Source organism: Streptomyces sp. NPDC047981 (assembly GCF_040653315.1).
In the GTDB taxonomy this organism is placed as follows: domain Bacteria; phylum Actinomycetota; class Actinomycetes; order Streptomycetales; family Streptomycetaceae; genus Streptomyces.
Map to the genome: position 1 here is coordinate 14,191 of NZ_JBEZNQ010000064.1, position 21,043 is coordinate 35,233.

At 73.4% G+C, this 21,043-nt stretch carries 21 protein-coding genes; 13 read left to right on the forward strand and 8 right to left on the reverse strand.

The features are described from left to right. Nucleotides 1-21: 21 nt before the first annotated feature. The 4 genes from AB0E14_RS29565 to AB0E14_RS29580 all read left to right on the forward strand — a co-directional run bounded on the left by AB0E14_RS29565 (nucleotide 22) and on the right by AB0E14_RS29580 (nucleotide 2,993). Nucleotides 22-1,704 carry an FAD-dependent monooxygenase gene (locus AB0E14_RS29565; RefSeq protein ID WP_362424799.1) on the forward strand — a complete coding sequence of 561 codons (1,683 nt, stop codon included), beginning with the start codon at nucleotides 22-24 and terminating at the stop codon, nucleotides 1,702-1,704. Nucleotides 1,705-1,751: 47 nt separating this feature from the next. Continuing rightward, nucleotides 1,752-1,823: a putative leader peptide gene (locus AB0E14_RS29570; protein WP_315893453.1), complete on the forward strand. Its 72-nt coding sequence runs from the start codon at nucleotides 1,752-1,754 to the stop codon at nucleotides 1,821-1,823. A 91-nt stretch (nucleotides 1,824-1,914) separates the two neighbouring features. Next, nucleotides 1,915-2,490 carry a cysteine dioxygenase gene (locus AB0E14_RS29575; protein ID WP_362424802.1) on the forward strand — a complete coding sequence of 192 codons (576 nt, stop codon included), beginning with the start codon at nucleotides 1,915-1,917 and terminating at the stop codon, nucleotides 2,488-2,490. Between the two features lie 89 nt (nucleotides 2,491-2,579). Then, nucleotides 2,580-2,993 carry a rhodanese-like domain-containing protein gene (locus AB0E14_RS29580; protein WP_362424871.1) on the forward strand — a complete coding sequence of 138 codons (414 nt, stop codon included), beginning with the start codon at nucleotides 2,580-2,582 and terminating at the stop codon, nucleotides 2,991-2,993. 62 nt (nucleotides 2,994-3,055) lie between these two features. Here the strand turns inward: AB0E14_RS29580 and recX are convergent, their stop codons facing one another. Further along, entirely contained in the window at nucleotides 3,056-3,622 is a 567-nt protein-coding gene (recX, locus tag AB0E14_RS29585) for a recombination regulator RecX (RefSeq protein WP_362012093.1), read from the reverse strand. Between the two features lie 4 nt (nucleotides 3,623-3,626). Beyond that, on the reverse strand, nucleotides 3,627-4,766 hold the full coding sequence (recA, locus tag AB0E14_RS29590; RefSeq protein WP_362424874.1) for a recombinase RecA: 1,140 nt from the start codon (nucleotides 4,764-4,766) through the stop codon (nucleotides 3,627-3,629). Between the two features lie 259 nt (nucleotides 4,767-5,025). Between recA and AB0E14_RS29595 the strand changes: the two genes are divergently transcribed. The 6 genes from AB0E14_RS29595 to AB0E14_RS29620 all read left to right on the forward strand — a co-directional run bounded on the left by AB0E14_RS29595 (nucleotide 5,026) and on the right by AB0E14_RS29620 (nucleotide 12,036). After that, complete coding sequence (locus tag AB0E14_RS29595; protein ID WP_362424806.1) at nucleotides 5,026-5,526, forward strand: pyridoxamine 5'-phosphate oxidase family protein; 501 nt, start codon at nucleotides 5,026-5,028, stop codon at nucleotides 5,524-5,526. A gap of 35 nt (nucleotides 5,527-5,561) precedes the next feature. Further along, entirely contained in the window at nucleotides 5,562-6,788 is a 1,227-nt protein-coding gene (locus AB0E14_RS29600; protein WP_362424809.1) for a sensor histidine kinase, read from the forward strand. Further along, complete coding sequence (locus tag AB0E14_RS29605) at nucleotides 6,785-7,450, forward strand: response regulator transcription factor (protein WP_362424812.1); 666 nt, start codon at nucleotides 6,785-6,787, stop codon at nucleotides 7,448-7,450. The genes AB0E14_RS29600 and AB0E14_RS29605 overlap by 4 nt, the downstream gene beginning before the upstream one ends. 204 nt (nucleotides 7,451-7,654) lie before the next feature. Continuing rightward, nucleotides 7,655-9,022, forward strand: coding sequence for a cytochrome ubiquinol oxidase subunit I (locus AB0E14_RS29610; RefSeq protein WP_362424815.1), 1,368 nt, complete (start codon nucleotides 7,655-7,657; stop codon nucleotides 9,020-9,022). Between the two features lie 11 nt (nucleotides 9,023-9,033). Beyond that, entirely contained in the window at nucleotides 9,034-9,810 is a 777-nt protein-coding gene (locus tag AB0E14_RS29615) for a cytochrome d ubiquinol oxidase subunit II (RefSeq protein ID WP_362424818.1), read from the forward strand. Between the two features lie 57 nt (nucleotides 9,811-9,867). Beyond that, nucleotides 9,868-12,036, forward strand: coding sequence for an MMPL family transporter (locus AB0E14_RS29620; RefSeq protein ID WP_362424821.1), 2,169 nt, complete (start codon nucleotides 9,868-9,870; stop codon nucleotides 12,034-12,036). Nucleotides 12,037-12,055: 19 nt separating this feature from the next. Here the strand turns inward: AB0E14_RS29620 and AB0E14_RS29625 are convergent, their stop codons facing one another. Together AB0E14_RS29625 and AB0E14_RS29630 are read right to left on the reverse strand one after the other, a co-directional pair. Beyond that, on the reverse strand, nucleotides 12,056-13,207 hold the full coding sequence (locus tag AB0E14_RS29625) for an AI-2E family transporter (protein ID WP_362424877.1): 1,152 nt from the start codon (nucleotides 13,205-13,207) through the stop codon (nucleotides 12,056-12,058). Nucleotides 13,208-13,606: 399 nt separating this feature from the next. Continuing rightward, the gene (locus tag AB0E14_RS29630) at nucleotides 13,607-13,801 is read right to left on the reverse strand and encodes a DUF3046 domain-containing protein (protein WP_361966227.1); all 195 of its coding nucleotides are present in this window, start codon (nucleotides 13,799-13,801) and stop codon (nucleotides 13,607-13,609) included. Between the two features lie 79 nt (nucleotides 13,802-13,880). Here AB0E14_RS29630 and AB0E14_RS29635 point away from each other — a divergent pair, with 79 nt between their 5' ends. Further along, nucleotides 13,881-14,810 (forward strand): hypothetical protein, encoded by a 930-nt coding sequence (locus AB0E14_RS29635; protein ID WP_362424825.1) that lies wholly within the window; start codon nucleotides 13,881-13,883, stop codon nucleotides 14,808-14,810. Between the two features lie 36 nt (nucleotides 14,811-14,846). On the opposite strand, the gene AB0E14_RS29640 is transcribed toward AB0E14_RS29635, so the two are convergent. Further along, nucleotides 14,847-16,046 (reverse strand): helix-turn-helix domain-containing protein, encoded by a 1,200-nt coding sequence (locus AB0E14_RS29640; protein ID WP_362424828.1) that lies wholly within the window; start codon nucleotides 16,044-16,046, stop codon nucleotides 14,847-14,849. 138 nt (nucleotides 16,047-16,184) lie between these two features. Here AB0E14_RS29640 and AB0E14_RS29645 point away from each other — a divergent pair, with 138 nt between their 5' ends. Together AB0E14_RS29645 and AB0E14_RS29650 are read left to right on the forward strand one after the other, a co-directional pair. After that, entirely contained in the window at nucleotides 16,185-17,603 is a 1,419-nt protein-coding gene (locus tag AB0E14_RS29645; protein ID WP_362424831.1) for an alkyl sulfatase dimerization domain-containing protein, read from the forward strand. After that, nucleotides 17,594-18,910 carry an MFS transporter gene (locus AB0E14_RS29650; RefSeq protein ID WP_362424834.1) on the forward strand — a complete coding sequence of 439 codons (1,317 nt, stop codon included), beginning with the start codon at nucleotides 17,594-17,596 and terminating at the stop codon, nucleotides 18,908-18,910. The genes AB0E14_RS29645 and AB0E14_RS29650 overlap by 10 nt, the downstream gene beginning before the upstream one ends. Nucleotides 18,911-18,937: 27 nt before the next feature. On the opposite strand, the gene AB0E14_RS29655 is transcribed toward AB0E14_RS29650, so the two are convergent. From AB0E14_RS29655 to AB0E14_RS29665, 3 genes are all read right to left on the reverse strand, one after another. Next, nucleotides 18,938-19,246, reverse strand: a complete 309-nt coding sequence (locus AB0E14_RS29655; protein ID WP_362424837.1) for an AzlD domain-containing protein — start codon at nucleotides 19,244-19,246, stop codon at nucleotides 18,938-18,940. Next, a complete protein-coding gene (locus AB0E14_RS29660; protein WP_362424840.1) occupies nucleotides 19,243-20,043 on the reverse strand; it encodes an AzlC family ABC transporter permease in 801 nt (266 codons plus the stop codon). The genes AB0E14_RS29655 and AB0E14_RS29660 overlap by 4 nt, the downstream gene beginning before the upstream one ends. 173 nt (nucleotides 20,044-20,216) lie before the next feature. Then, nucleotides 20,217-21,038: an AraC family transcriptional regulator gene (locus AB0E14_RS29665; protein ID WP_362424843.1), complete on the reverse strand. Its 822-nt coding sequence runs from the start codon at nucleotides 21,036-21,038 to the stop codon at nucleotides 20,217-20,219. Between the last annotated feature and the right edge of the window lie 5 nt (nucleotides 21,039-21,043).

A 21,043-nucleotide genomic window follows, 5' to 3' on the forward strand; every position in this document is an offset into this window, starting at 1 on the left:
ACGGCCTTCAGGAGCCGCGCCGTGGACCCGGTGATCATCGTCGGCGCGGGGCCCGTGGGCCTCGCGCTCTCCCTTGCCCTGGCCTCGCAGGGAGTACCCAGCGTCGTCCTGGACGAGGGGCCCGGCAAGGAGGATCCGCGCCCGGCCCGCACGGTCGTGCTGCGCGCGGACATGGCCGCGATGGTCGAACGCCTCGGCTGCGCCACGCTGCGTGACGAGGGGGTCCGGTGGGTCGGCTGGCGATCCGTGCGACGCAAGCAACAGATGCGGCACATCGAACTCAGTCTCGGGCTCGGCGACACGGAGGGTGACGCCGAAGGCCCCGCGGCTCCGCTGCACATCCCGCAGCACGCCCTCGCGCGCGGTCTGCGCGCGGCGATCGCCGGCCAGGAGCTGATCCAGCTCGTCGCGGACGCCCGCCTCGACACCATCGAGCAGGACGCGCGCGGCGTCACGGCGCACACGCGCGGCCCGGGGACCGGCGAGAGCGGCACCTGGTGGCGGGGCAGCCATCTGGTCGGCTGCGACGGAGCCCGCTCCACGGTCCGCAAGCTGCTCTCGATCCGCTTCCCCGGGCGCACGGCGGTGGAGCGGCACGCGGTGGCCGCCCTGCGCACCGAACTGCCCTGGCCCGGCGAGGCCCTGTTGCACCGTCAGCCACCGTGGCGGGGCGGCGGCGAGGAGGTCACGGCCCGTCCGCTGCCGGACGGTGTCTGGCGGATCGACTGGCTCCTGCCGGCCCGCGGCGACCTCGTCACCCCGGACGCGCTGGTCACCAAGATCCGTGACACCCTGGCCGGCTGGTGCGGTGGGGTGACTCCGCCGTACGAGTTGATCGACACCGGTGTCCACACCCTGCATCACCGGCTCGCGCGGCGCTGGCGCGTGGACCGGGTGTTCCTGGCGGGCGACGCGGCGCATCTGCTGGGCGCGGTGGGCACGCAGGGCCTCGACGAGGGGCTGCGGGACGCCGACAACCTGGCCTGGAAGCTCGCGTACGCCTGGCACCACGGGGCCTCCGACACGCTGCTCGACAGCTACCAGAGCGAACGGCGGGCCGCCGTCGCCTCCCGGCTGCGGGCCGCCGACCAGTCGCTTCCGGTGCTCCGGGGCGGCGGAGGGCTGCGGACGTACCTGCCCGGCGGGTCGCGCAGTCACGACGTGTTGTTGACGGACGGTCACCTCGGGCGCGGCCCGCTGGGGGCGCCCCCCGCGTACCCGCACTCCCCCCTCGCGCCCCAGGACGCCGGAGCGTCACGGAGCGGAGTGGGCACAGGGGCGGGCGCGCCGGTCGAGGACGTCCGGGTGACGGCGCCGGACGGCACGACCGTGCGGCTCCGGGACCGGCTCGGCCGGGGGCGGCTCCTGGTGGTGCTCGTCGCCCCCGGGACAGGGGTGTGGGACCGGCGGCACTGGATGAGCGCGGGCGTGATGCCGCGGCTCGCCGAGGCGGTTCGGGCGCTGCCGGTGAAGGCCGAACTGCTGGTGACGGAGGCGTACCCGGGCGCGGTCGCCCACACCGTCCTGCTGGTGCGCCCCGACGGGCACCTGGTCGCCTCGTTCCCGGGGGTCAGGCCGGACGAGCTGTACGCGGCGGCTGACGCGACCCGGGGCGGCAAGGCGGAGCCCTCGGCGAGCGGGGACGAGCGGAAGGCGATCACGCGGGGGTCCACGCCGAGCGACCGTACCGCGGACATCAATTGACCCTCGCGGGCGCACATGGTGTACTCCGGAGCGTGACCGACACCGATGTGCGCCTGTGGCGGAGGGTCCATATGGATCTCCTCCGTTTCGCGGGCTGCGTGTGTCGCCCGTCCTGCTGAATTCGCCCTTCCCTCGCGCGCTCCCGGCCGCCGACCGATGTCGGCGTGGCCCGTCGCGCGGCTCTCCCGCGAACTTCCAGGACGGTTCTCCGTGCCCCAGCCCGCCCTCCCCTCCCCCGCCGTACCCTCGCCCTCCGTCGCCTCCTCGCGCCCCGTCGGCCCGCCCGCCTCGGTGGCGCCGACGGCGGCCGATCTGCTGGACTTCGTCCGTCGGACGGCCGCGGACGACGCGCTGATCGACTCCCTCCCCCTCGATCCCGAGGGCCGTACGTGGGTGCGGCTCGACGGCCCCGGTGGCAGCGAGGCCTGGCTGATCGGCTGGCCGCCCGGCACGGGCACCGGCTGGCACGACCACGCCGAGTCGCACGGCGCGTTCACCACGGCGCGCGGCGCGCTGCGGGAGAGCTCCCTCGCGGTACGCCTGCCGGCCGGCGGCTGGAAGACCCTGGAGCTGGCCGACGGTGTCGACCGGGCGCGGCGCCTGCCGGCGGGCAAGGGGCGCGCGTTCGGGCAGCACCACGTGCACGAGGTGCTCAACGACTCCGCCGACGCGCACGCCGTCTCGGTCCACGCGTACTATCCGCCGCTCCCGTTGATCCGGCGTTTCAGCCGGTCGGGCGCGGTGCTCCGTCTTGAGCAGGTCGAGCGTCCGGAGGACTGGCAGTGAGTGAGCGGGTGGAGCGCCGGGAGCGACTGGCGGGCGAGGGCGCGGGCGCGCGGGTGCCCGAGCAGGAGCGGGTGGCCGAGCGGGAGCGGGTGGCCGAGCCGGTCGGGATCGACGAGCTGTTGGAGCGGGTCAGGTCGGAGATCGACCGGATCGAGGCCCGGGCGGCCCACGAGGCGTACGAGGCGGGTGACGCGCTGCTGGTCGACACCCGGTACGCGGCGCTGCGCGCGCGGGACGGGCTGATTCCCGGCGCGCTGATCGTGGAGCGCAACGAGCTGGAGTGGCGGCTCGACCCGTGGGGCAGCCACCGGGCCCCGGAGGCGGACAGCCACGACCTGCGGGTGGTGGTCTTCTGCAACGAGGGGTACGCGTCCTCGCTGGCGGTGGCGTCCCTGCGGCAGTTGGGGCTCCACCGGGCGACGGACGTGATCGGCGGCTTCCAGGCCTGGAAGGAGGCCGGCCTGCCGGTCCTGCCACCGGGCCCACCGGGAACGCCCGCGTAGCGGTTCGGGCCCGGGACCGCCGGATCCCCGGGGCCCTGTGCCCGGGTCCCCGTGCCCCGGGGTCAGAAGGGCTCGTCGAGGCCCTCCGTGTCCTCGCCCTCGGCCTCCAGGGCCTGGCGGACGACTCTGAGGGCCATGCCCTCGGGGTAGCCCTTGCGGGCGAGCATCCCCGCGAGGCGGCGCAGCCGGCGGTCCCGGTCGAGGCCCCGGGTGGCGCGGAGCTTGCGGTCGACGAGCTCGCGGGCCGTGATCTCCTCCTGCTCGGAGTCCAGTTGACCCACGGCGTCCTGGATGAGGGAGGGGTCGACGCCCTTGGTGCGCAGTTCGCGCGCGAGAGCCCGGCGGGCGAGTCCTCGCCCGTGGTGCCGGGACTCCACCCAGGCGTCGGCGAAGGCGGCGTCGTCGATCAGCCCGACGTCCTCGAAGCGGGAGAGGACCTCTTCGGCGACCTCGTCGGGGATCTCACGCTTGCGCAGGGCGTCGGCGAGTTGTTTGCGCGTACGGGGGGTCCCGGTGAGCAGGCGCAGGCAGATGGCCCGCGCCCGCTCAGCCGGATCCTGGGGCGACAGCTCCTTCTCGGCCCTCGACGAGTCGGGGCTGTCGCCCGGCCATTCGGTGCGACCGGTCACTGGCTCAGCTCTTGGCCGCCGGGGCCTTGGTCGCCTTGGTGGCCTTGGCCGCCGGGGCGGTCTTGGCCGTGTCGTCCGTCGCGGTGGCGGCAGCCGCCTCCGCGCCGTCCGCGGTCTCCTCGGCCGGAGCGGCACCCGGCCGGACGCCGACGCCCAGCTTCTCCTTGATCTTCCGCTCGATCTCGTTGGCGAGGTCGGGGTTGTCCTTCAGGAAGTTGCGGGCGTTCTCCTTGCCCTGGCCGAGCTGGTCGCCCTCGTACGTGTACCAGGCACCGGCCTTGCGGACGAAGCCGTGCTCCACGCCCATGTCGATCAGGCCGCCCTCACGGCTGATGCCCTGGCCGTAGAGGATGTCGAACTCGGCCTGCTTGAAGGGCGGCGCGACCTTGTTCTTGACGACCTTGACGCGCGTGCGGTTGCCGACGGCGTCGGTGCCGTCCTTGAGGGTCTCGATACGGCGGATGTCGAGACGCACCGAGGCGTAGAACTTCAGGGCGCGGCCACCGGTCGTGGTCTCCGGCGAGCCGAACATGACACCGATCTTCTCGCGGAGCTGGTTGATGAAGATCGCGGTGGTCTTGGACTGGTTGAGCGCGCTGGTGATCTTCCGGAGGGCCTGGCTCATCAGTCGGGCCTGGAGACCCACGTGCGAGTCGCCCATCTCGCCCTCGATCTCCGCGCGCGGGACGAGCGCGGCGACGGAGTCGATGACGATCAGGTCGAGGGCGCCGGAGCGGACCAGCATGTCGACGATCTCGAGGGCCTGCTCACCGTTGTCCGGCTGGGACAGGATGAGGTTGTCGATGTCGACGCCGAGCTTCTTGGCGTACTCGGGGTCGAGGGCGTGCTCGGCGTCCACGAAGGCGACCTGACCGCCGGCCTTCTGCGCGTTGGCCACGGCGTGCAGGGTCAGGGTCGTCTTACCGGAGGACTCCGGGCCGTAGATCTCCACGACACGGCCGCGGGGCAGGCCGCCGACGCCGAGCGCGACGTCGAGGGCGGTCGAGCCGGTGGAGATCACCTCGATCGGCTCCTGGGTGCGGTCGCCCATGCGCATCACGGCACCCTTGCCGAATTGCCGTTCAATCTGCGCGAGCGCGGCGTCGAGAGCCTTCTCGCGGTCGGTACCTGCCATGGGTTCCACCCGGTTTGCTTGAGTCGATCGCTTCATGTGAAAGACGCTAACCCCTGCCACTGACAATGGGCCCCGGCGTCCCTCCGACCTGTGGATAACTCGCCCACAACCCCGCGATACCAAGGGCCGGAATCCCATAAGAATGGATGTTCGATTTTGGTGTCAAGCGCACCACGCGGGTCGGCCCTCCTAAGCTGGAGGGACCGCTGGGGGGCTGCTGCGGGACTGCCGGGGGACCGGCGCAACGCCCAGGAAGGTGGGTCCGACCGTGCAGCCGAGTGAGATCACCGAGGTCCTGAACCGTCCGATCAGCCGAGAGCTGCTGGCCCGCGACGTGACCCGGCTGGCGTACGTCGCCGAGGACGGCACTCCCCGGGCGATTCCGATCGGCTTCGCCTGGAACGGCGCGGAAGTCGTCATGTGCACCCCGCCCAACGCACCCAAGCTGGCGGCCCTGCGCGTCAACCCGGCGGTGGCCCTGACCATCGACACCGAGGTCCACCCGCCGAAGATCCTGCTCATCCGCGGCCGGGCCGCGCTGGACGCCGTCGACGGCATCCCGGACGAGTACCTCCAGGCGAACAGCTCGTACGTGATGACGCCCGAGCAGCGGGTCGTCTGGGAGGCCGAGGTCCGTTCGCTCTACACCGACGGCATGGTCCGGATCGTCGTGACCCCGACGTGGGCGAAGCTGATCGACTTCGACACGACCCTGCCGACCGCGGTCGAGGAGCTGATGCGCGCGCGTGAGGAGCGTCGACGCGTCTGAACGGCCCCCCGCCGCACCCGCCTATCCTTCCTGACATGGCCCTCCCCTTCCGCGTCCGTGGCGGCGGCATGCCCCCGCGGACCGCCGATGCCGTCGTGGCCCTGGTCGTCACCCTCGTCGTGACCGTCTGGACGCTCCTGTCCGCGCGGAACGTGGACGAGCCGGTGGCCAGGACGGTCGTCGCCTGGGCGCTGATCGCGGTCGGCTGCGGGGCGCTCGCCTTCCGGAGGCGGGCTCCCGTCGCCGTGGCCGTCGTCACCCTGCTCGCCTGCGTCGGCTACTACCCGGTGTCGGCGCAGGACGGGCCGCTGATGATCTCCTTCGCTCTCGCGCTCTACACGACGGCCGCGGAGGGTCGGTTCGTCGCCGCGGTCGCGCTGGCCGCCGTCACCCTGCTCGCCGTCGGCCTCGGCGAACTCCGGCAGGAGAGCGGGCATCGGCAGATCGACGACACCTCGCTCGCGATGCTGTCCGGCTGGCTGATCAGCCTCGTCGCCGTCGGCCGCGCCCAGCGGACCCGGATCGCCTATCTCCACGAAGTGGAGCAGCGGGCGCTGGCCGCCGAGCGCGAGCAGGAGGCGCGCGCACGGCAGAGCGCCACCGAGGAGCGGCTGCGGATCGCCCGGGAGCTGCACGATGTGCTCGGCCACAGCATCTCGCTGATCAACGTGCAGTCCGGGGCGGTGCTCCACCGGCTGAGCAAGAAGCCGGAGCCCGAGATCGCGTTGGCCTCCGCCGAGGAGGCGCTGGAGGCGGTGAAGGCCACCAGCAAGGACGCGCTGCGCGAGCTGCGCGCCACGCTCGGGGTGCTCCGCCAGGCCGACGAGGCCGCGCCGACCGGCCCGACGTCCGGGCTCGCCCTGCTCGGGGAGCTGGTCGAGCGGGCCAGGAGCACGGGCCTCGACGTCCGCACGGAGCTGACGGGCACTCCCGTACCGCTGGCGCCGCCGGTGGACCTCGCCGCGTACCGGATCGTCCAGGAGTCGCTGACGAACGTGACCCGGCACTCCGGTGCCCGTACCGCCACGATCGCCCTCGACTGGCGCGCCGACGAGCTGCGGTTGCGCATCGAGGACGACGGCGAGGGGGCGCCCGAGGAGCTGCCGCTGGGCAGCGGCATCCGGGGCATGGCGGAGCGGGCCCGGGCCTTCGGCGGCGAACTGACCGCGCACAGCACCGCCGAGGGCTTCCGGGTGGACGCCCGGCTGCCGCTCGGCGCACCCGCGTCCACGACCACCACGTCCGAGGGGGACCCCCGATGATCCGCGTCGTACTCGCCGACGACCAGACCCTGGTCCGGGCCGGCTTCCGGTCGATCCTGGCCGACGAGGACGACATCGAGGTGGTCGGGGAGGCCGGGGACGGCGAGCAGGCGATCGTGCTCGCCCGCGAACTGCGCCCGGACGTGGTCCTGATGGACATCAGGATGCCTGTCCTCGACGGCCTGGAGGCCACCCGCAGGATCACCTCCGACGCCCGCCTGGAAGGCGTCCGGGTGGTCATCCTGACCACTTTCGACGTCGACGACCACGTGTACGGCGCGCTGCGCGCCGGGGCGAGCGGCTTCCTCGTCAAGGACACCGAGCCGATGGAACTGCTGCACGGGGTACGGGTGGTGGCCCGCGGCGACGCGCTGATCGCCCCGGCCGTGACCCGCAGGCTGATCGCGGAGTTCGCCGGCCGCTCCAAGCAGCCGGATCCGAGCCCGCGCCTGAACGCCCTCACCGAGCGGGAGCGCGAGGTGATGGGCCTCGTGGGGGCGGGGCTCTCCAACGACGAGATCGCCCAGCGCCTGGTGCTCTCTCCCGCGACCGCGAAGACCCACGTCAGCCGGATCATGACCAAGCTGGATGTGCGGGACCGGGCGCAGCTGGTGATCCTGGCCTACGAGTCGGGGATGATCACGCCCGGCTGGATGGGCTGAGAGCCCTCGTTTCCCAAGGAGCACGGGCTGAGGGCCCGCGTCCTCTAGGGGGCACGGGCTGAGGGCCCGTGTCCCCTAGGGGGCACGCGCGCGTGGGCGCAACTGCCGGGGTACGCGCGCGTGGGGCGCCGCAACCCCTGGGGTACGGCCACTGACCACCGCGGGGCGACGCGGGCGCCGTAGCCGTACGCCGACGCTGACGGCGTGAACCCAGACGTCCTCGATCTCGCCCGGCTCCAGTTCGCCCTCACGGCGGGCGGCCACTTCCTCTTCGTCGCACTGACGCTGGGGCTCGCGACGGTGGTCGCGGTCCTCCAGACGGTGGCGACGATCGGGCGGAAGCCCCTGCACGCGCGCATGGTCCGCTACTGGGGCCAGCTGTACGTGATCAACTACGCGGTCGGGATCGTCACCGGCATCGTGATGGAGTTCCAGTTCGGCATGAGCTGGAGCGGCCTGACGCACTACGCGGGCAATGTCTTCGGCGCCTCGCTCGCGGTCGAGACGATCGTCGCGTTCTTCGTCGAGTCGACCTTCCTCGGGTTGTGGATCTTCGGCTGGCAGCTCGGGGGTCCGGGGGTTTCCCCTGGAAAGAGGGGCTACCGGTGGGTCCATCTGGCGATGATCTGGGTCGTCACCCTGACCGCGTACCTCTCGGCGTACTGGATCCTCGTCTCCAACGGCTTCCTCAACCACCCGGTCGGGTACCGGGTGGCCGAGGGCGGCGACACGCTCGTCCTGGACGACCCGGTCGCCGTCCTGACCAACCCCTCGGCGCTGCTCGCCTTCGGGCACATCCTCGCGGGGGCGCTGCTCACGGCCGGCTTCTTCGTGGCCGGGGTCAGCGCGTACCACCTGTTCCGGCGGACGCCCGAGTGGGAGTTCTTCGGCCGGAGCCTGCGGATCGGGGTGTTCCTCTCCTTCCCCGCGCTGATGGTCACGGCCGTCTTCGGCGGCATCCAGTTCGCCGCGCTGAGCACCTTCCAGCCCATGAAGTCGGCCGTGTTCGGCCAGAAGACATCCGAGATCGCGCGGATCCAGGCGGACATGGTCGCCCGGTTCGGCCCCGGGGACTACGTCCCCTCCGAGGCGTGGACCCGCGGCGGCGGTCTCATCATGCTCATCTGCTTCGCCCTGATGATGTACTTCACCTTCGCCGGCGTGATCCTGGCCTGCTTCAAGAAGGTCGTCCTCCGCTTCCGGCTCTGGCATCTGGCCCTCATGGCCGCCGTGCCGCTGCCGTACCTCGCGATGATCAGCGGCTGGGTGTTCCGCGAGGCCGGCCGCCAGCCCTGGGTCGTGTACGGCCTGCTCAAGACCGAGGACGCGGTCTCCGACCTCTCCCCCGGCGCCATGCGCGCCTCGCTGATCGTCTTCACCAGCCTCTTCGGGCTGCTCGCCGTCCTCAACGCCTGGCTGCTCGCCCGCACCGCCCGCCGGGGCCCGGTCGACGAGGGCCTCGGCCACGACGACCGGGGCGGATCCGGCGACGGGCCCGACACCACGTCCGGAGACGGGCCCGACGGCGGCCCCGAGGACCCCGCCGACTCCCTGCCCGCCACGAGCTACTGAGGAGCCCGGCCGTGGAAACCCTCGCCATCGTCCTGCTCGCCTTCTTCGCCACCGGCTACTTCGTGCTCGCGGGCGCGGACATCGGAACCGGGATGCTCAGCCCGTACCTCGGGCGCTCCGACCACGAACGCCGGCTCGTCATCGCCTCCTTCGCGCCCTTCTTCCTGGGCAACGAGGTGTGGCTGATCGCCACGGCGGGCGTGCTCGTCGGCTGCTTCCCCGACCTCGAAGGGGAGCTGCTGTCCGGCCAGTTCGCGGTCCTCGTGCCCCTGCTGGGCGGCTGGATCGTCCGTGACATCGGGCTGTGGTCGCGCGGCCGGGGACCGGGCCGACGCTGGCGGGCGGCCTGCGACGGCGCCGTGGTGTGCGGCAGCTGGACGGTCGCGCTGTCCTGGGGGTGGCTGCTGGCCGCGCCGCTGACCGGTTCGCCGTACGAGCGGGCCGACGGCGCGACCGCGGTGCTCGTCGCGCTCGCCACGGCGGCTCTGTTCGCCGCGCACGGGCTCGGCTTCGCCACGCTCCGGCTGACGGGGCTGCCGTACGAACGCGCCCGACTGCTGGTGGGGCGCACCGGAAGGTGGCAGTCCTTCGCGCTCACCGCGGCCCTCCTCGGGGCCCTGCCGCTGCTCGCCGGGAGCGCCCTCCCGCTGACCGAGCGGGCCGCCGACGGCGCCACGCTCGCCCTGCTCGTGCCCGCCCTGCTCGTCGTCACCCCGTTCCTCGTGGCCGCCCAGGTGTGGACCTGGCGCACCTTCCGGCACCGGGTGACCCGTCCCTCGTACCTGTGACTCCCGGACGTACCGAGACTCCCGGACCTACCTGCGACTCCCAGAAGGGAAACGATCATGACCACCACGCGGGACACCGCACCACCGCTGCCGTCGCCTCCGCCGAACGCGCGGCGGGGCAGCGTCTTCGAGCGCCTGGCCGGCTTCTCGTACCGCCACCGCTGGTCCGCGGTGCTGCTGTGGATCGTGGTGGTCGCCGCCGCGACCGGCGCGTCGACGGCCGTCGGGAGCGCGTACCACAACGACTTCTCGCTGCCCGGCACGGATGCGCAGGCGGCCAGGACCGTCCTGGAGCGGCACGGCTCCGGGCAGGCCACGGACGCCACCCTCCAGATCGTCGTCAAGGACGAGCGGGGCGTCCGGGAGAAGACCGTCCACGCGCGCGTGGAGGGGCTGCTCGAGACGGTCGAGAAGCTCCCCGGCGTGACGGACGTCCGCAGCCCGTACGAGGAGAGGGCGGCGGTCTCCGCCGACGGCGCCGTCGCCTACGCCACCGTCACCCTCGACGGGACCGCGGAGAACGCCGACCGCGAGGAGGTCCTGAAGATCATCGACACCGTGCGGGCGGCCCAGGGCGACGGACTGACCGCCGCCGTCGGCGGAGAGGCGGCGCGCGGCGCCGAGGAGGGCGGCGGCGGTCCGGCCGAGGGCGCCGGCATGCTGGGCGCCCTCGTGATCCTGGTCTTCCTGTTCGGCTCCCTCGTCGCGGCGAGCCTGCCCGTGGTCACCGCGCTCTTCGCGGTCGGCAGCTCCATCGGGCTCATCGCGCTCGCCTCGCACGTAGCGAACGTCGCGGACTTCACCCCGCCGATCATGATGCTGGTCGGCCTCGGGGTCGGCATCGACTACGCGCTGCTGATCTTCTCCCGGCACCGCGCCGAACTGCTGCACGGCGCCGAGCCCGAGCAGGCGGCCAGGACCGCGCTCGACGCGGCCGGGCGCACGGTCTTCTTCGCGGGCTGCACGGTGATCATCGCGCTGATGGGGCTCGTCGTGCTGGGCCTCGGCTCGCTGCAGGGCGTGGCGCTCGCCGTCGCCCTGACCGTCCTCGTCACGATGGCCGCCTCGCTCACCCTGCTCCCGGCGCTGCTCGCCCTCTTCGGGCGGCGTATCCAGCGGCAGGTCGCCCGGCGGGCCGCGAAGGCGACCCGGCCGGAGGGCGCCCGGTGGCGGGCCCTGGCGACGGCCGTGCAGAAGCGGCCGTGGACGGCGCTGCTGGTCTCCGCGGTGGCCCTGGGCGCGCTCGCCGCGCCCGCGCTCGACCTGCGGCTCGGCTTCGCCGACGCAGGCAACGACGCCCCGGCGAAGTCCAGCAGGCAGGCGTACGACCTGCTGGCCGAGGGCTTCGGGCCCGGTTTCAACGGGCCTCTGATCGTGGTCGCGGACGGCGGCGGCGACCAGGCCGGGGCCGCGCTGCGTCAGGCCCTGCAGAACACCGACGGCATCGCGGCGGCGACCGCGCCGATCCCGACACGGGACGCGGCCGTCTCGACCGTCATCGCCTTCCCCGAGTCGGCGCCCCAGGCCGAGGCGACCTCGGAGCTCGTCGACCGGCTCCGCTCGGACGTCCTGCCGCCGGTGGAGCGGGCGACCGGCGCCGACCTGCTGGTCGGCGGACCGACGGCGGCGACCGAGGACTTCGCCGCCACGGTCGCCGACCGGATGCCGCTCTTCGTGGCCGTCGTCGTCGGCCTCTCCATGCTCCTGCTGCTCCTCGTCTTCCGGTCCGTACTGATCCCGGTCAAGGCGGCGCTGCTCAATCTGGTGAGCATCGGAGCGGCCCTCGGGGTGATCACCCTGGTCTTCCAGCACGGCTGGTTCGGGGTGGAGCCTGGCCCGGTCGAGGCGTTCATCCCGGTGATGATCTTCGCGATCGTCTTCGGTCTCTCGATGGACTACGAGGTCTTCCTGCTGTCCCGGATCCACGAGGAGTGGGAGCGCACCCAGGACCCGGAAGGGGCGGTACGGGAGGGCCTCGCGGCGACCGGGAAGGTCATCACGGCCGCCGCGGCGATCATGATCGTGGTGTTCTCCGCCTTCGTCCTCAGCCCCGACCGGATGCTCCAGCAGTTCGGGCTCGGCCTCGCGGTGGCGATCCTGCTGGACGCGTTGGTGATCCGCTGTCTGATCGTGCCCGCCGTGATGCAGCTGCTGGGCCGGCGCGCGTGGTGGCTCCCGGCCCCGCTGGCTCGGATCCTGCCGAAGGTCCGGCTGGAACGCGCCTGACGTCCGGTCGAACCGCCGCTCAGGGGCGGGCGCCGTCCTCGTCGGACGGGGCCTGCCCCTGATCCTTCTTGTGGTGCAGCGCCTTCTGGAGCCGGGCCACGACGGCCTCCCCGTAGCGCCGGTGGCCGTGCACGCGCGGGTCGTCGGTCACGTCGTACCGCTTCACGTAGGCGCCCAGGAAGGCCTGGAGGGTGGCGACTGCCGGGATCGCGATCAGGGCACCGACCGCGCCGAGCAGGGCCGTACCGGCGATCACGGAGCCGAACGCGACCGCCGGGTGGATGTCCACCGTCTTGGACGTCAGCTTCGGCTGGAGGACGTAGTTCTCGAACTGCTGGTAGACCACGACGAACGTCAGCACCCACAGCGCGTACCAGGGGTCCTCGGTGAACGCGATCAGCATGGGCAGCGCGCCCGCCAGGTACGTACCGATGGTGGGGATGAACTGCGAGACGAGGCCCACCCAGACCGCGAGCGCCGGCGCGTAGGGGACGCCGAGGATCTCCAGCAGGATGAAGTGCGCGACGCCGGAGATCAGGGCCATCAGGCCGCGGGAGTACAGATAGCCGCCGGTCTTGTCGACGGCGATCTCCCAGGCCCGCAGGACCTCGGTCTGCCGGGCCGGGGGCAGGACGGAGCAGAGCGCGCGGCGCAGCCGGGGCCCGTCGGCGGCGAAGTAGAACGAGAACAGGAAGATCGTCAGCAGCTTGAACAGGCCGCCGAGGACGGTGGCCGAGACGTCGAGGACGCCGCTGGCGCTGTTCTGCACGTACTTCTGGAGCCAGTCGGAGCGCAGGAGACTGTCCTGGACCTCGACGCGGGACAGCTCGGTGTGGAACGTCTGGTTGATCCAGTTGATCAGTGAGTCGAGGTACTTGGGGAAGTTCTCGACCATGTCGACGATCTGGCCCGCGAGCATCGAGCCGAGCAGGACGACGAAGCCCACACCGAAGACGAGCACGGCGAGGAAGACGAGGAACGTGGCGAGTCCTCGCCGCATGCCCCGGGCGGCCATCCTGCCGACGGCGGGCTCGATGGCGAGGGCCAGGAAGAACGCGACGACGATGTTGACGAGCAGCCCGATGAGCTGGTGGAACGCCCAGCTGCCCAGTTGGAAGCAGGCGTAGAGCGCGAGGGCGAGGACCATGGCCCGGGGCAGCCAGCGGGGCATCCGGGCGGCGGGCCCGGCCCGCATTCCGGAACCCGGCCCACCGGCGCCGGCCCCGGCTCCGGCCGGGGAGGTCTCGGGCCCGCTCGCCGGGCTCGGGATCGCGCCCCGGGTCGGGGCCGGCACGGAGCCGGACGCGGCCGCTCCCGCCGCCGGGCTCGCGGGCGCCGGCTCGCCGTGCAGGGGGGCGGCGTCGGGCGTCGCCCCGGGCACTCTGCCCACGCGCGATCGCCCCTCCGGCCGTGCCTCCGGGGTTCGCCCGGTCACGGCCTGGTCGAGGGTTCCGTCGGCGGTCGTCTTGCCGGTCTCGTTGCCGGTCGCGTCGGTGTCGTCAGTCGGAGCCACCCCGCCAGTCTCGCGCACCGCGCCGACATTCCGTCCCCGGCGTGACACCGGTCTCGGTCAGCGTCTGTCGGCCGGGACGTCCATGGCGGCGCAGACCGCCCGCCACACGTCCTTCGCCTCCCACCCGGCGTCCAGTGCCTCGTGCACCGTACGGCCGCCCAGTTCGGACATCACATGGTCCCGTGCGAAGGACTCGGCGTAGGAGCCACCGAAGTGGTCCGCCATCCGCTCCCAGAAAATCGTCAACCGCATGAATCCAGTATCCCGCCCCCAAGAGTGCAGCCCGGTCGGTAACCCTTGTCACACGTCCCCGGCGCCCTACGGTCGGACCATGGCTGGAACTCCTCCCGTGGCTCCGCACACCGCTCCACGCGCGCGTGCCGAAAACTTCGTCTGGCTGACGGCCCGTGTGCTCGAACAGCGCCGGTTCGCCTACCACTTCCTGCGCGGTGGCGCGGAACCGGTCGAGGTGGCGCTCTCGGCCTACCTCAACGAGGACGGCGGCTACGGCCACGCCCTCGAACCGGATCTGCGCGGCCCGGTCAGCCAGCCGCTGCACACCGGGCACGCCCTGCGGGTCCTGGACTCCGTCGGCCGCTGCGGCGGGCTGCGGATCGAGCGGATCTGCCGGTACCTCACCGAGGTCTCCACCCACGACGGGGCGCTGCCCGCCGTCCACCCGTCCCAGCGCGGCTACCCCGCGGCGCCGTTCGTGCCGATCGTCGACGATCCGCCCAGCGCGCTGCTCACCACCGGCCCCGTGGTCGGCCTGCTCCACCGCAACCAGGTGTGGCACGCCTGGCTGTTCCGGGCGACCGAGTTCTGCTGGTCGGCGGTCGAGTCGCTGGAGAAGTCGCACCCGTACGAGATCGAGGCCGCCGTCGCCTTCCTGGACGGCGTCCCGGACCGGTCGCGGGCCCAGGCCGTCGCCGACCGGCTGGGGAGGCTGGTGCGCGAGCAACGCCTTGCGGTCCTGGATCCGGAGCGGCTCGACGAGTTCCCCGTGGCACCGGGGTACGCGCCGGAGGAGCACCACTTCCCGTACGACTACGCGCGCGTGCCGGACTCGCTCGCCCGGCGCTGGTTCACGGAGGAGGAGATGGCCCGCTCGCTCGACCACCTGGCCTCGGCCCAGCAGGAGGACGGCGGCTGGCCGGTCACCTGGCGCCGATGGGCACCGGGGACGGCGCTGGAGGCGCGGCCGATCGTGACGATCGAGGCGCTGCGGACGCTGCGCGCCCACGGCCGCCCGATCGACTGACGCCGGGCGCCCTCCCACGCGGTGCGGCGGCCCTGCTCAGCCGGAGTCGTCCGGGGACTCGCGCAGCAGCAGCGCCGCGAGGGCCGTGGCCGTGCCGCGCGGGGTGGCCAGGTCGATGCCGGTGCGCTCGGCGATCTTGGCCAGGCGGTTGTCGACGGTGTTGGGGTGCAGGCCGAGGGCGACCGCGGTCGCGCGGCGGTCCTGGCCCCCGGCGAGGTGGACCCGAAGGGTCTCCAGCAGCTCGGGGCGGTCGGCGACCGGGTCGAGGAGGGCGGCGATACGGCGCCCGCTCTCTCCCGGCCGGGAGAGGTGGTACTCCAGCAGGACGTCGTCGAGCCGGTGGAGCCCGGGCGGCAGTCCACACGCGCGTGCCACCCGCAGGATCTCCCCCGCGGTGCGGGCCGCCTCGGGTACGTCGGCCGGCGTCGCCGCGGGGACCGCGGCGACCCGCAGGGGCGAACCGGCGGCGCGCGCGAGGCGCGCGGTGAGATCCTCGGGCGGCTCTCCGCCACCGGGTGCGATGGCCCGTCCCAGATCCGTCCCCGCGTCGAGCAGGGCGGGCACCTCCACTCCGAAGGAGTGGTCGAGGGCGGTCTGGATCCGGCGGAGCCGCCGGCGCACGGCGACGTCCTCCTCGGGCGGTACTCCGTCCGCGCCCAGGGCCAGGACCAGACAGGGCCCGTCGATGCCGAGCCGCTCCAGCAGGCCGGGGCCGGGTGGCGAGGTGCCGTCGAGGAGACCGCGTACGAGCGAGCGGCGCTGGGCGCGCTGCTCGGCCTCCAGGGCGGAGCGCTCGTCGAGGTAGGTCTCGGCGACGGCGCCGACGATCTCGTCGTGGGACGCGAGGAGCAGGTCGGCCAGCTCGACGAGCGCCGCCTCGTCGCCGGGTTCGGCCGCCTCGCGGAGGGCCTGCCACAGCACGTACATCCCGAGGGCGTGGGTGCGCAGCAGAAGATGCAGCGGCATGCCTTCCTCGGCCCGCTGGGCGGCCCTCTCGCGGAACAGCCGCCCGGCGCCCGGGGTGGCGGCCGCGTCCGGGTCGAGGGCCTGCCGGAGGAAGAGCCGCACACCGTGCCGTACGGTCGCGGCGATCTCCAGGTCCTTCATCTCGTTGGGCAGACCTGCGTACCCGGGGATCCGTTCGAAGGATTCGCGGGCCATGCGCCGGGCCAGTTCGTTGACCCTCGGCTCGCAGCGCTGGGCGAGCGCCCGCGCCGCTTCGGACACCTCGGCCATCACGCCACCTCCCGACTGTGACGGGTCACAGTACCGGCGCCCGGAGGGTGTGACGCGGCCGGGTGTCGTAGCTCCGTCGACGGGCCGAAACTCGGTGGCCAGGCGTTCCGCCGCACCCGCACCGAAGGAGCCCCCGATATGACCGAGCACAACCCTGGCGCGCTCGACTATCCGACGTACATCGACCGGGTCTGGCGGGGCGAGGACACGCTGCTGGCGCATGTCACGGGCGCCTTCACCTCGGAGAGGCTGTTCACGGTCCGCGAGGGGGTCGGCTTCTTCCCCGCGTTCGCGAACGTCGCCGCCTTCGACACGGGCGCCGGCCTCGTCCTCGTGGACTCGGGCGACATACGGACGGCCGGTCTCCTGCACACGGCCGTCCGCGCGTTCAGCCCCGACCCCGTCAGGGCGGTCGTCTACACCCACGGCCATGTCGACCATGTCTTCGGGGTAGGCCCTTTCGACCAGGAGCCCGTACGCCCCGAGGTCATCGCGCACGAGGCCGTCGCCGCCCGCTTCGACCGGTACGTCGAGACCTCCGGCTACAACACCTGGATCAACCGCAGGCAGTTCGGCGTACCGTCCCTGGAGTGGCCCACCGAGTACCGCCACCCGGACACCACCTACCGCGACCGGATGACCGTCCGTCACGGCAGGTTGACGTTCGAGCTGTTCCACGCGCGCGGGGAGACCGACGACCACACCTATGTGTGGGTCCCCGAGGTGCGGACCCTCTGCACCGGTGATCTCTTCATCTGGAACTCCCCCAACGCGGGCAACCCGCAGAAGGCCCAGCGCTACCCGGAGGAGTGGGCGCGGGCCCTGCGGGCGATGGCCGGACTGGGCGCCGAGGTGCTGCTCCCGGGCCACGGCATCCCGATCGTCGGCGCGGACCGGGTGGCGCAGGCCCTGGACGACACCGCGAGCCTGCTCGAATCGCTGTGCGCGCAGACCAGGGACCTGATGAACGCGGGGCTCCGCCTGGACGCGGTGATCCACGGCGTCAAGGCCCCCCAGGAGCTGCTCGCGAAGCCGTACCTCCGTCCCGCCTACGACGAGCCGGAGTTCGTCGTACGGAACCTGTGGCGGCTCTGGGGTGGTTGGTACGACCAGAACCCCGCGCACCTCAAGCCCGCGCCGGAGGCGGCGGTGGCCGCCGAACTCGCGGCGGCCGCCGGTGGAGCGCTCGTTCTGGCACGACGCGCGTCCCGGCTCCTCGCCGAGGGCGAGCTGCGGCTCGCCTCCCATCTCGCGGAGACGGCGGCCCTGGCCGCGCCCGAGGACGTCGAGGTGGCCCGGGTGCGCGCCGAGGTCTACGCGACGCGTGCGGAGCGGGAGACCTCGACCATGGCGCGCGGGGTGTTCCACTGGGCGGCCGCGGAGTCGGCGGCGGTCGCCGAGGGGACGGACGTCACCACCGAGCTGACCCGCTCGGCCGAGGGACGGGCGCGGGCGGGCGGCGCGATCAGTGTCGGGGTGGTCCAGGAGTCCGGCCCGTCCGCCGGTGGGTCGTCGCCGTCCGCCGCTACGCCCGACGGCGCGGACCCGTGCTGCTGAGCAGGGCGGTGGGGCGGAGCACGAGCACGACGGGTCCCTGGGCGACGACCTGGCTCCTGCTCTGCTTCATGCTGGTCAACTTCGCGGACAAGGCGGTCCTGGGGCTCGCGGGCCCGGGCATCATGCGCGAGTTCGGCATCTCCCGGCAGGAGTTCGGGATGGCGCAGGCGGCCTTCTTCGCCCTCTTCTCGGTGTCGGCGCTCGCGGTCTCGGCGCTCACCCGGAGGATCCGGACGCCGCTGTTGCTCCTGGCGATGGCGCTGCTGTGGTCGGCGGCGCAACTGCCGATGGTGTGGACCGCGGCCGGTTTCGGCACCCTGGTGGCCACCCGGATCCTGCTGGGCGCGGCGGAGGGGCCCGCGGCGCCGGTCGCCGTCCACCATCTGCACGGCTGGTTCGGCCAGCGGGACCGGACGCTGCCGACGGCGGTCCTGATGGTGGGGGCGGCGGCCGGAGTGGCGGTCGCGGCGCCCGCCCTGTCCGCGGTGATCTCCGCGTGGGGCTGGCGCTGGGCGTTCGGCGCGGTCGGTCTGATCGGGCTCGTCTGGGCGGCGGTGTGGCGGCGGTACGGCTCCGAGGGGCCGCTGGCGCCGCCGGTGGGGACCGTAGGAGACGGGACCGCGCGGGACGGCGAGGTCCCGCTGCGGCGGATCCTGCTGAGCGGTACGTTCCTGACCGCCTGCGCCGGCTCCTTCGCCGCGTACTGGCTGATGAGCTCGAAGCTGACCTGGCTGCCGGACTATCTGGAGACGGTCCTCGGCTGGGACGCGCACCGGGTGGGCCTCATGGTGGGCGCGGGGGCGATCGCCAACGGCGTCGTCCTGCTCGTCCACGGCCTCCTGGCGCAGCGGGCGGCCCGCCGAGGTCGCCGGGGCCTGCTGCCCGCGGGGGCCGGCGCGGGCGTGCTGCTCCTGCTGTCGGCGGCGGCAGTGACCGTCTTCGCGACGGCCGACGCCGACTGGCTGCGGGTGCCGATGATGTTCGGCCCGATGGCACTGGCGCTGGTGATGATGACGGTCGGCCAGACGGCCTGCGCCAGGATCACCCCGCCGTCCCAGCGCGGAGTGGTGCTGGGCGCGGTGGTCGGCGTCTTCGCGCTGGGCGGTGTCCTCGCGCCGCTGGTCCTCGGCGGCATCGTGGACGCCGCCGCGACGACGGCCCAGGGCTACGAGAGCGGCTGGCTGTTCACCGCGGCCCTCCTGGCCGTGGCCGGGGCGGCGACCACCGCCTTCCTCCGCCCTGAGCGCGACGCGCGACGGCTGGGGGTGCCGGAGACGCCACCGGTCGGGGTGCCGGTGGCGCACTGAGGCGGTGGCCCGGGTCGGGTGAGCCCGCTACCCGCCCAGGGCCCGTACCCCCGCGGTGACGACCACGGCCGCGCCGACGACGACCAGGAAGGGGGCGCGCAGGACCAGGGCGACGGCCGCCGCGGCCACACCGGCCGCGCGGGCGTCCAGGACGACCCCCGAGCCCTCCCCGAAGGTCTGCTGGGCGGTCAGCGCCGCGAGCAGGGCGACCGGGAGCAGGGCGGCGAGACGCTGGACGAGCGGTCGTTCCAGAGCGCCCGCGGGCACCAGGAGCCCGAGCAGCTTGACCAGGTAGCAGCCGACGACCGTGAGGCCGATCGCGATCCAGACGGTCATCGGTCGTCCTCCTTGTCCTTCGCGGCCTCGGCCTTGGCGCCCTCGGCCTTGGAACCCTCGCCGTCGGCGCTCTCGCCGTCGGCGCTCTCGAACGTCAGGCGGCGGCCCCGCAGCCACAGCACCGCGGGCGCGGCCAGCGCCGCCGCCAGGACCGGGACGCCGGCGGGCAGCACGGGCAGCAGTCCGAGGCCGAGCACGACCGCCAGACCGGCCGTGTACCGCTCCGTCGCGGTCTTCAGCATGGGCGCGAGGAGGGCGAGGAAGACGGCGGGTCCCGCCGCGTCCAGACCCCAGGCCTTGGTGTCGCCGATCGCCTCCGCGCCGAGGGCGCCGAGAAGCGTGGTCAGGTTCCACAGGACGTACAGCGTGAGTCCGGTGACGGTGAACCCGATCCGCGCGGCCCGCCTCGTCGGCTGGGCCAGCGCCACGGCGGCCGTCTCGTCGATGACCCATTGCGCGGCGAAGGGCCTGACGGGGCGGGGCAGCGCGAGCAGCTGGGACAGCCGCAGCCCGTAGAAGGCGTTACGGGTGCCGAGGAAGAAGGCGCCGGCCGCGGCCGTGAAGGGGTTCCCGCCGGCCGCCAGCGCTCCCACCAGCGCGAACTGCGAGGCGCCGGTGAAGACGAGCAGGCTGAGCGCGCAGGTCTGGAGCAGGGTGAGCCCGGACCCGGCGGAGGTGACGCCGAAGGCGAAGCCGGAGAGGCCGACGGCGATCCCGACACCGAGCGCGTCGCGCACGACCGCCGAGTCCGCCTTGGTCGACTCCCGTATGACTGGGGGTGCTGTCTGTTCTGCCACGTCAGCGACGGTACGGGGGGTGCCCGCGCGCGGTCTTGTACGTTCTTGCGCCCTGGTCCCCGCGCTCGGGCGCCCGGCCTCCCCGCTCGGGCGCCTGGCCTCCCCGCTCGGGCGCCCGGCCTCCCCGCTCGGGCGCCTGGCATCCGTGGTCGGGACCCTCGCCCTCCTCCTGGCTACGCCGCCCGCGAGCGCTGGTACGCGCCGGGCGGCACCCCCACGCTCCGTGCGAAGTGCCGGCTGAGATGCGACTGGTCGGTGAAGCCGACCGCGACGGCCGTCTCCGCGGGTGCCGTCCCGGTGTCCAGGAGCCGCCGGGCCCGCCGCACGCGCGCGTCGGTGAGCCAGGTGTGCGGCGGCATCCCGTACGCGTCGCGGAAGGCCCGCAACAGGGCGAACGGGCTGGTGCCGAGGTCGGCGGCGAGGCGCTCCAGGGTCGGCGGTTCGGTCATCCGCTCCTCCAGGACGGCACGCGCGCGTGCCGCGTTCCGGGCGCCCGCCGAGCGGGGCGCGAGCGGCGCGATCCGGCCGCCGTGACTGCGCAGCATCCTCGCCGTCACCAGGCGCAGCAGGCTGTCGGCGGCCAGCGCGTTGCCCTCCTCGGCGGCGCGGTGGACGCCGATGACGAGCTGGGCGGCGTACGGATCGTCCACGACCGGGGCGGTGAACCCGACGTCGCCGCGGAGCGCGATCGTGTCGGCGGCGATCGACCGGATCAGCGCGGCGTCGGGGTAGATCGTGCGGTACGTCCACCCCTCGGGCACGCCCGCGTGCCCGGTGTGCGGGGTGTCGGGGTTGACCAGGGCGATCTGTCCCGGCCCGGCGTGCACCAGGTCGTCGCGGTAGTGGAAGGCCTCGACGCCGTCGGTGATCGCGGCGAAGACGAAGGTCTCGTGCGTGTGCCGGGCGAAGGCCTTGCGCACGTAGTGGGCGTGCAGCAGGTCGACGCCGGGCAGCTCCGCGTACCGCCAGTACCGTGCGCGTTCGCCAGTCGCCATGTCCC

Excerpts from the sequence above, each read along its gene's own strand:
- AB0E14_RS29630 (WP_361966227.1), bottom strand. The coding sequence starts at position 13,801 with ATGCGGTTGACGATTTTCTGGGAGCGGATGGCGGACCACTTCGGTGGC.
- AB0E14_RS29635 (WP_362424825.1), top strand. The coding sequence starts at position 13,881 with ATGGCTGGAACTCCTCCCGTGGCTCCGCACACCGCTCCACGCGCGCGT.
- AB0E14_RS29655 (WP_362424837.1), bottom strand. The coding sequence starts at position 19,246 with ATGACCGTCTGGATCGCGATCGGCCTCACGGTCGTCGGCTGCTACCTG.
- AB0E14_RS29640 (WP_362424828.1), bottom strand. The coding sequence starts at position 16,046 with ATGGCCGAGGTGTCCGAAGCGGCGCGGGCGCTCGCCCAGCGCTGCGAG.
- AB0E14_RS29605 (WP_362424812.1), top strand. The coding sequence starts at position 6,785 with ATGATCCGCGTCGTACTCGCCGACGACCAGACCCTGGTCCGGGCCGGC.
- AB0E14_RS29600 (WP_362424809.1), top strand. The coding sequence starts at position 5,562 with ATGGCCCTCCCCTTCCGCGTCCGTGGCGGCGGCATGCCCCCGCGGACC.
- AB0E14_RS29665 (WP_362424843.1), bottom strand. The coding sequence starts at position 21,038 with ATGGCGACTGGCGAACGCGCACGGTACTGGCGGTACGCGGAGCTGCCC.
- AB0E14_RS29645 (WP_362424831.1), top strand. The coding sequence starts at position 16,185 with ATGACCGAGCACAACCCTGGCGCGCTCGACTATCCGACGTACATCGAC.
- AB0E14_RS29620 (WP_362424821.1), top strand. The coding sequence starts at position 9,868 with ATGACCACCACGCGGGACACCGCACCACCGCTGCCGTCGCCTCCGCCG.
- AB0E14_RS29625 (WP_362424877.1), bottom strand. The coding sequence starts at position 13,207 with ATGCCCCGCTGGCTGCCCCGGGCCATGGTCCTCGCCCTCGCGCTCTAC.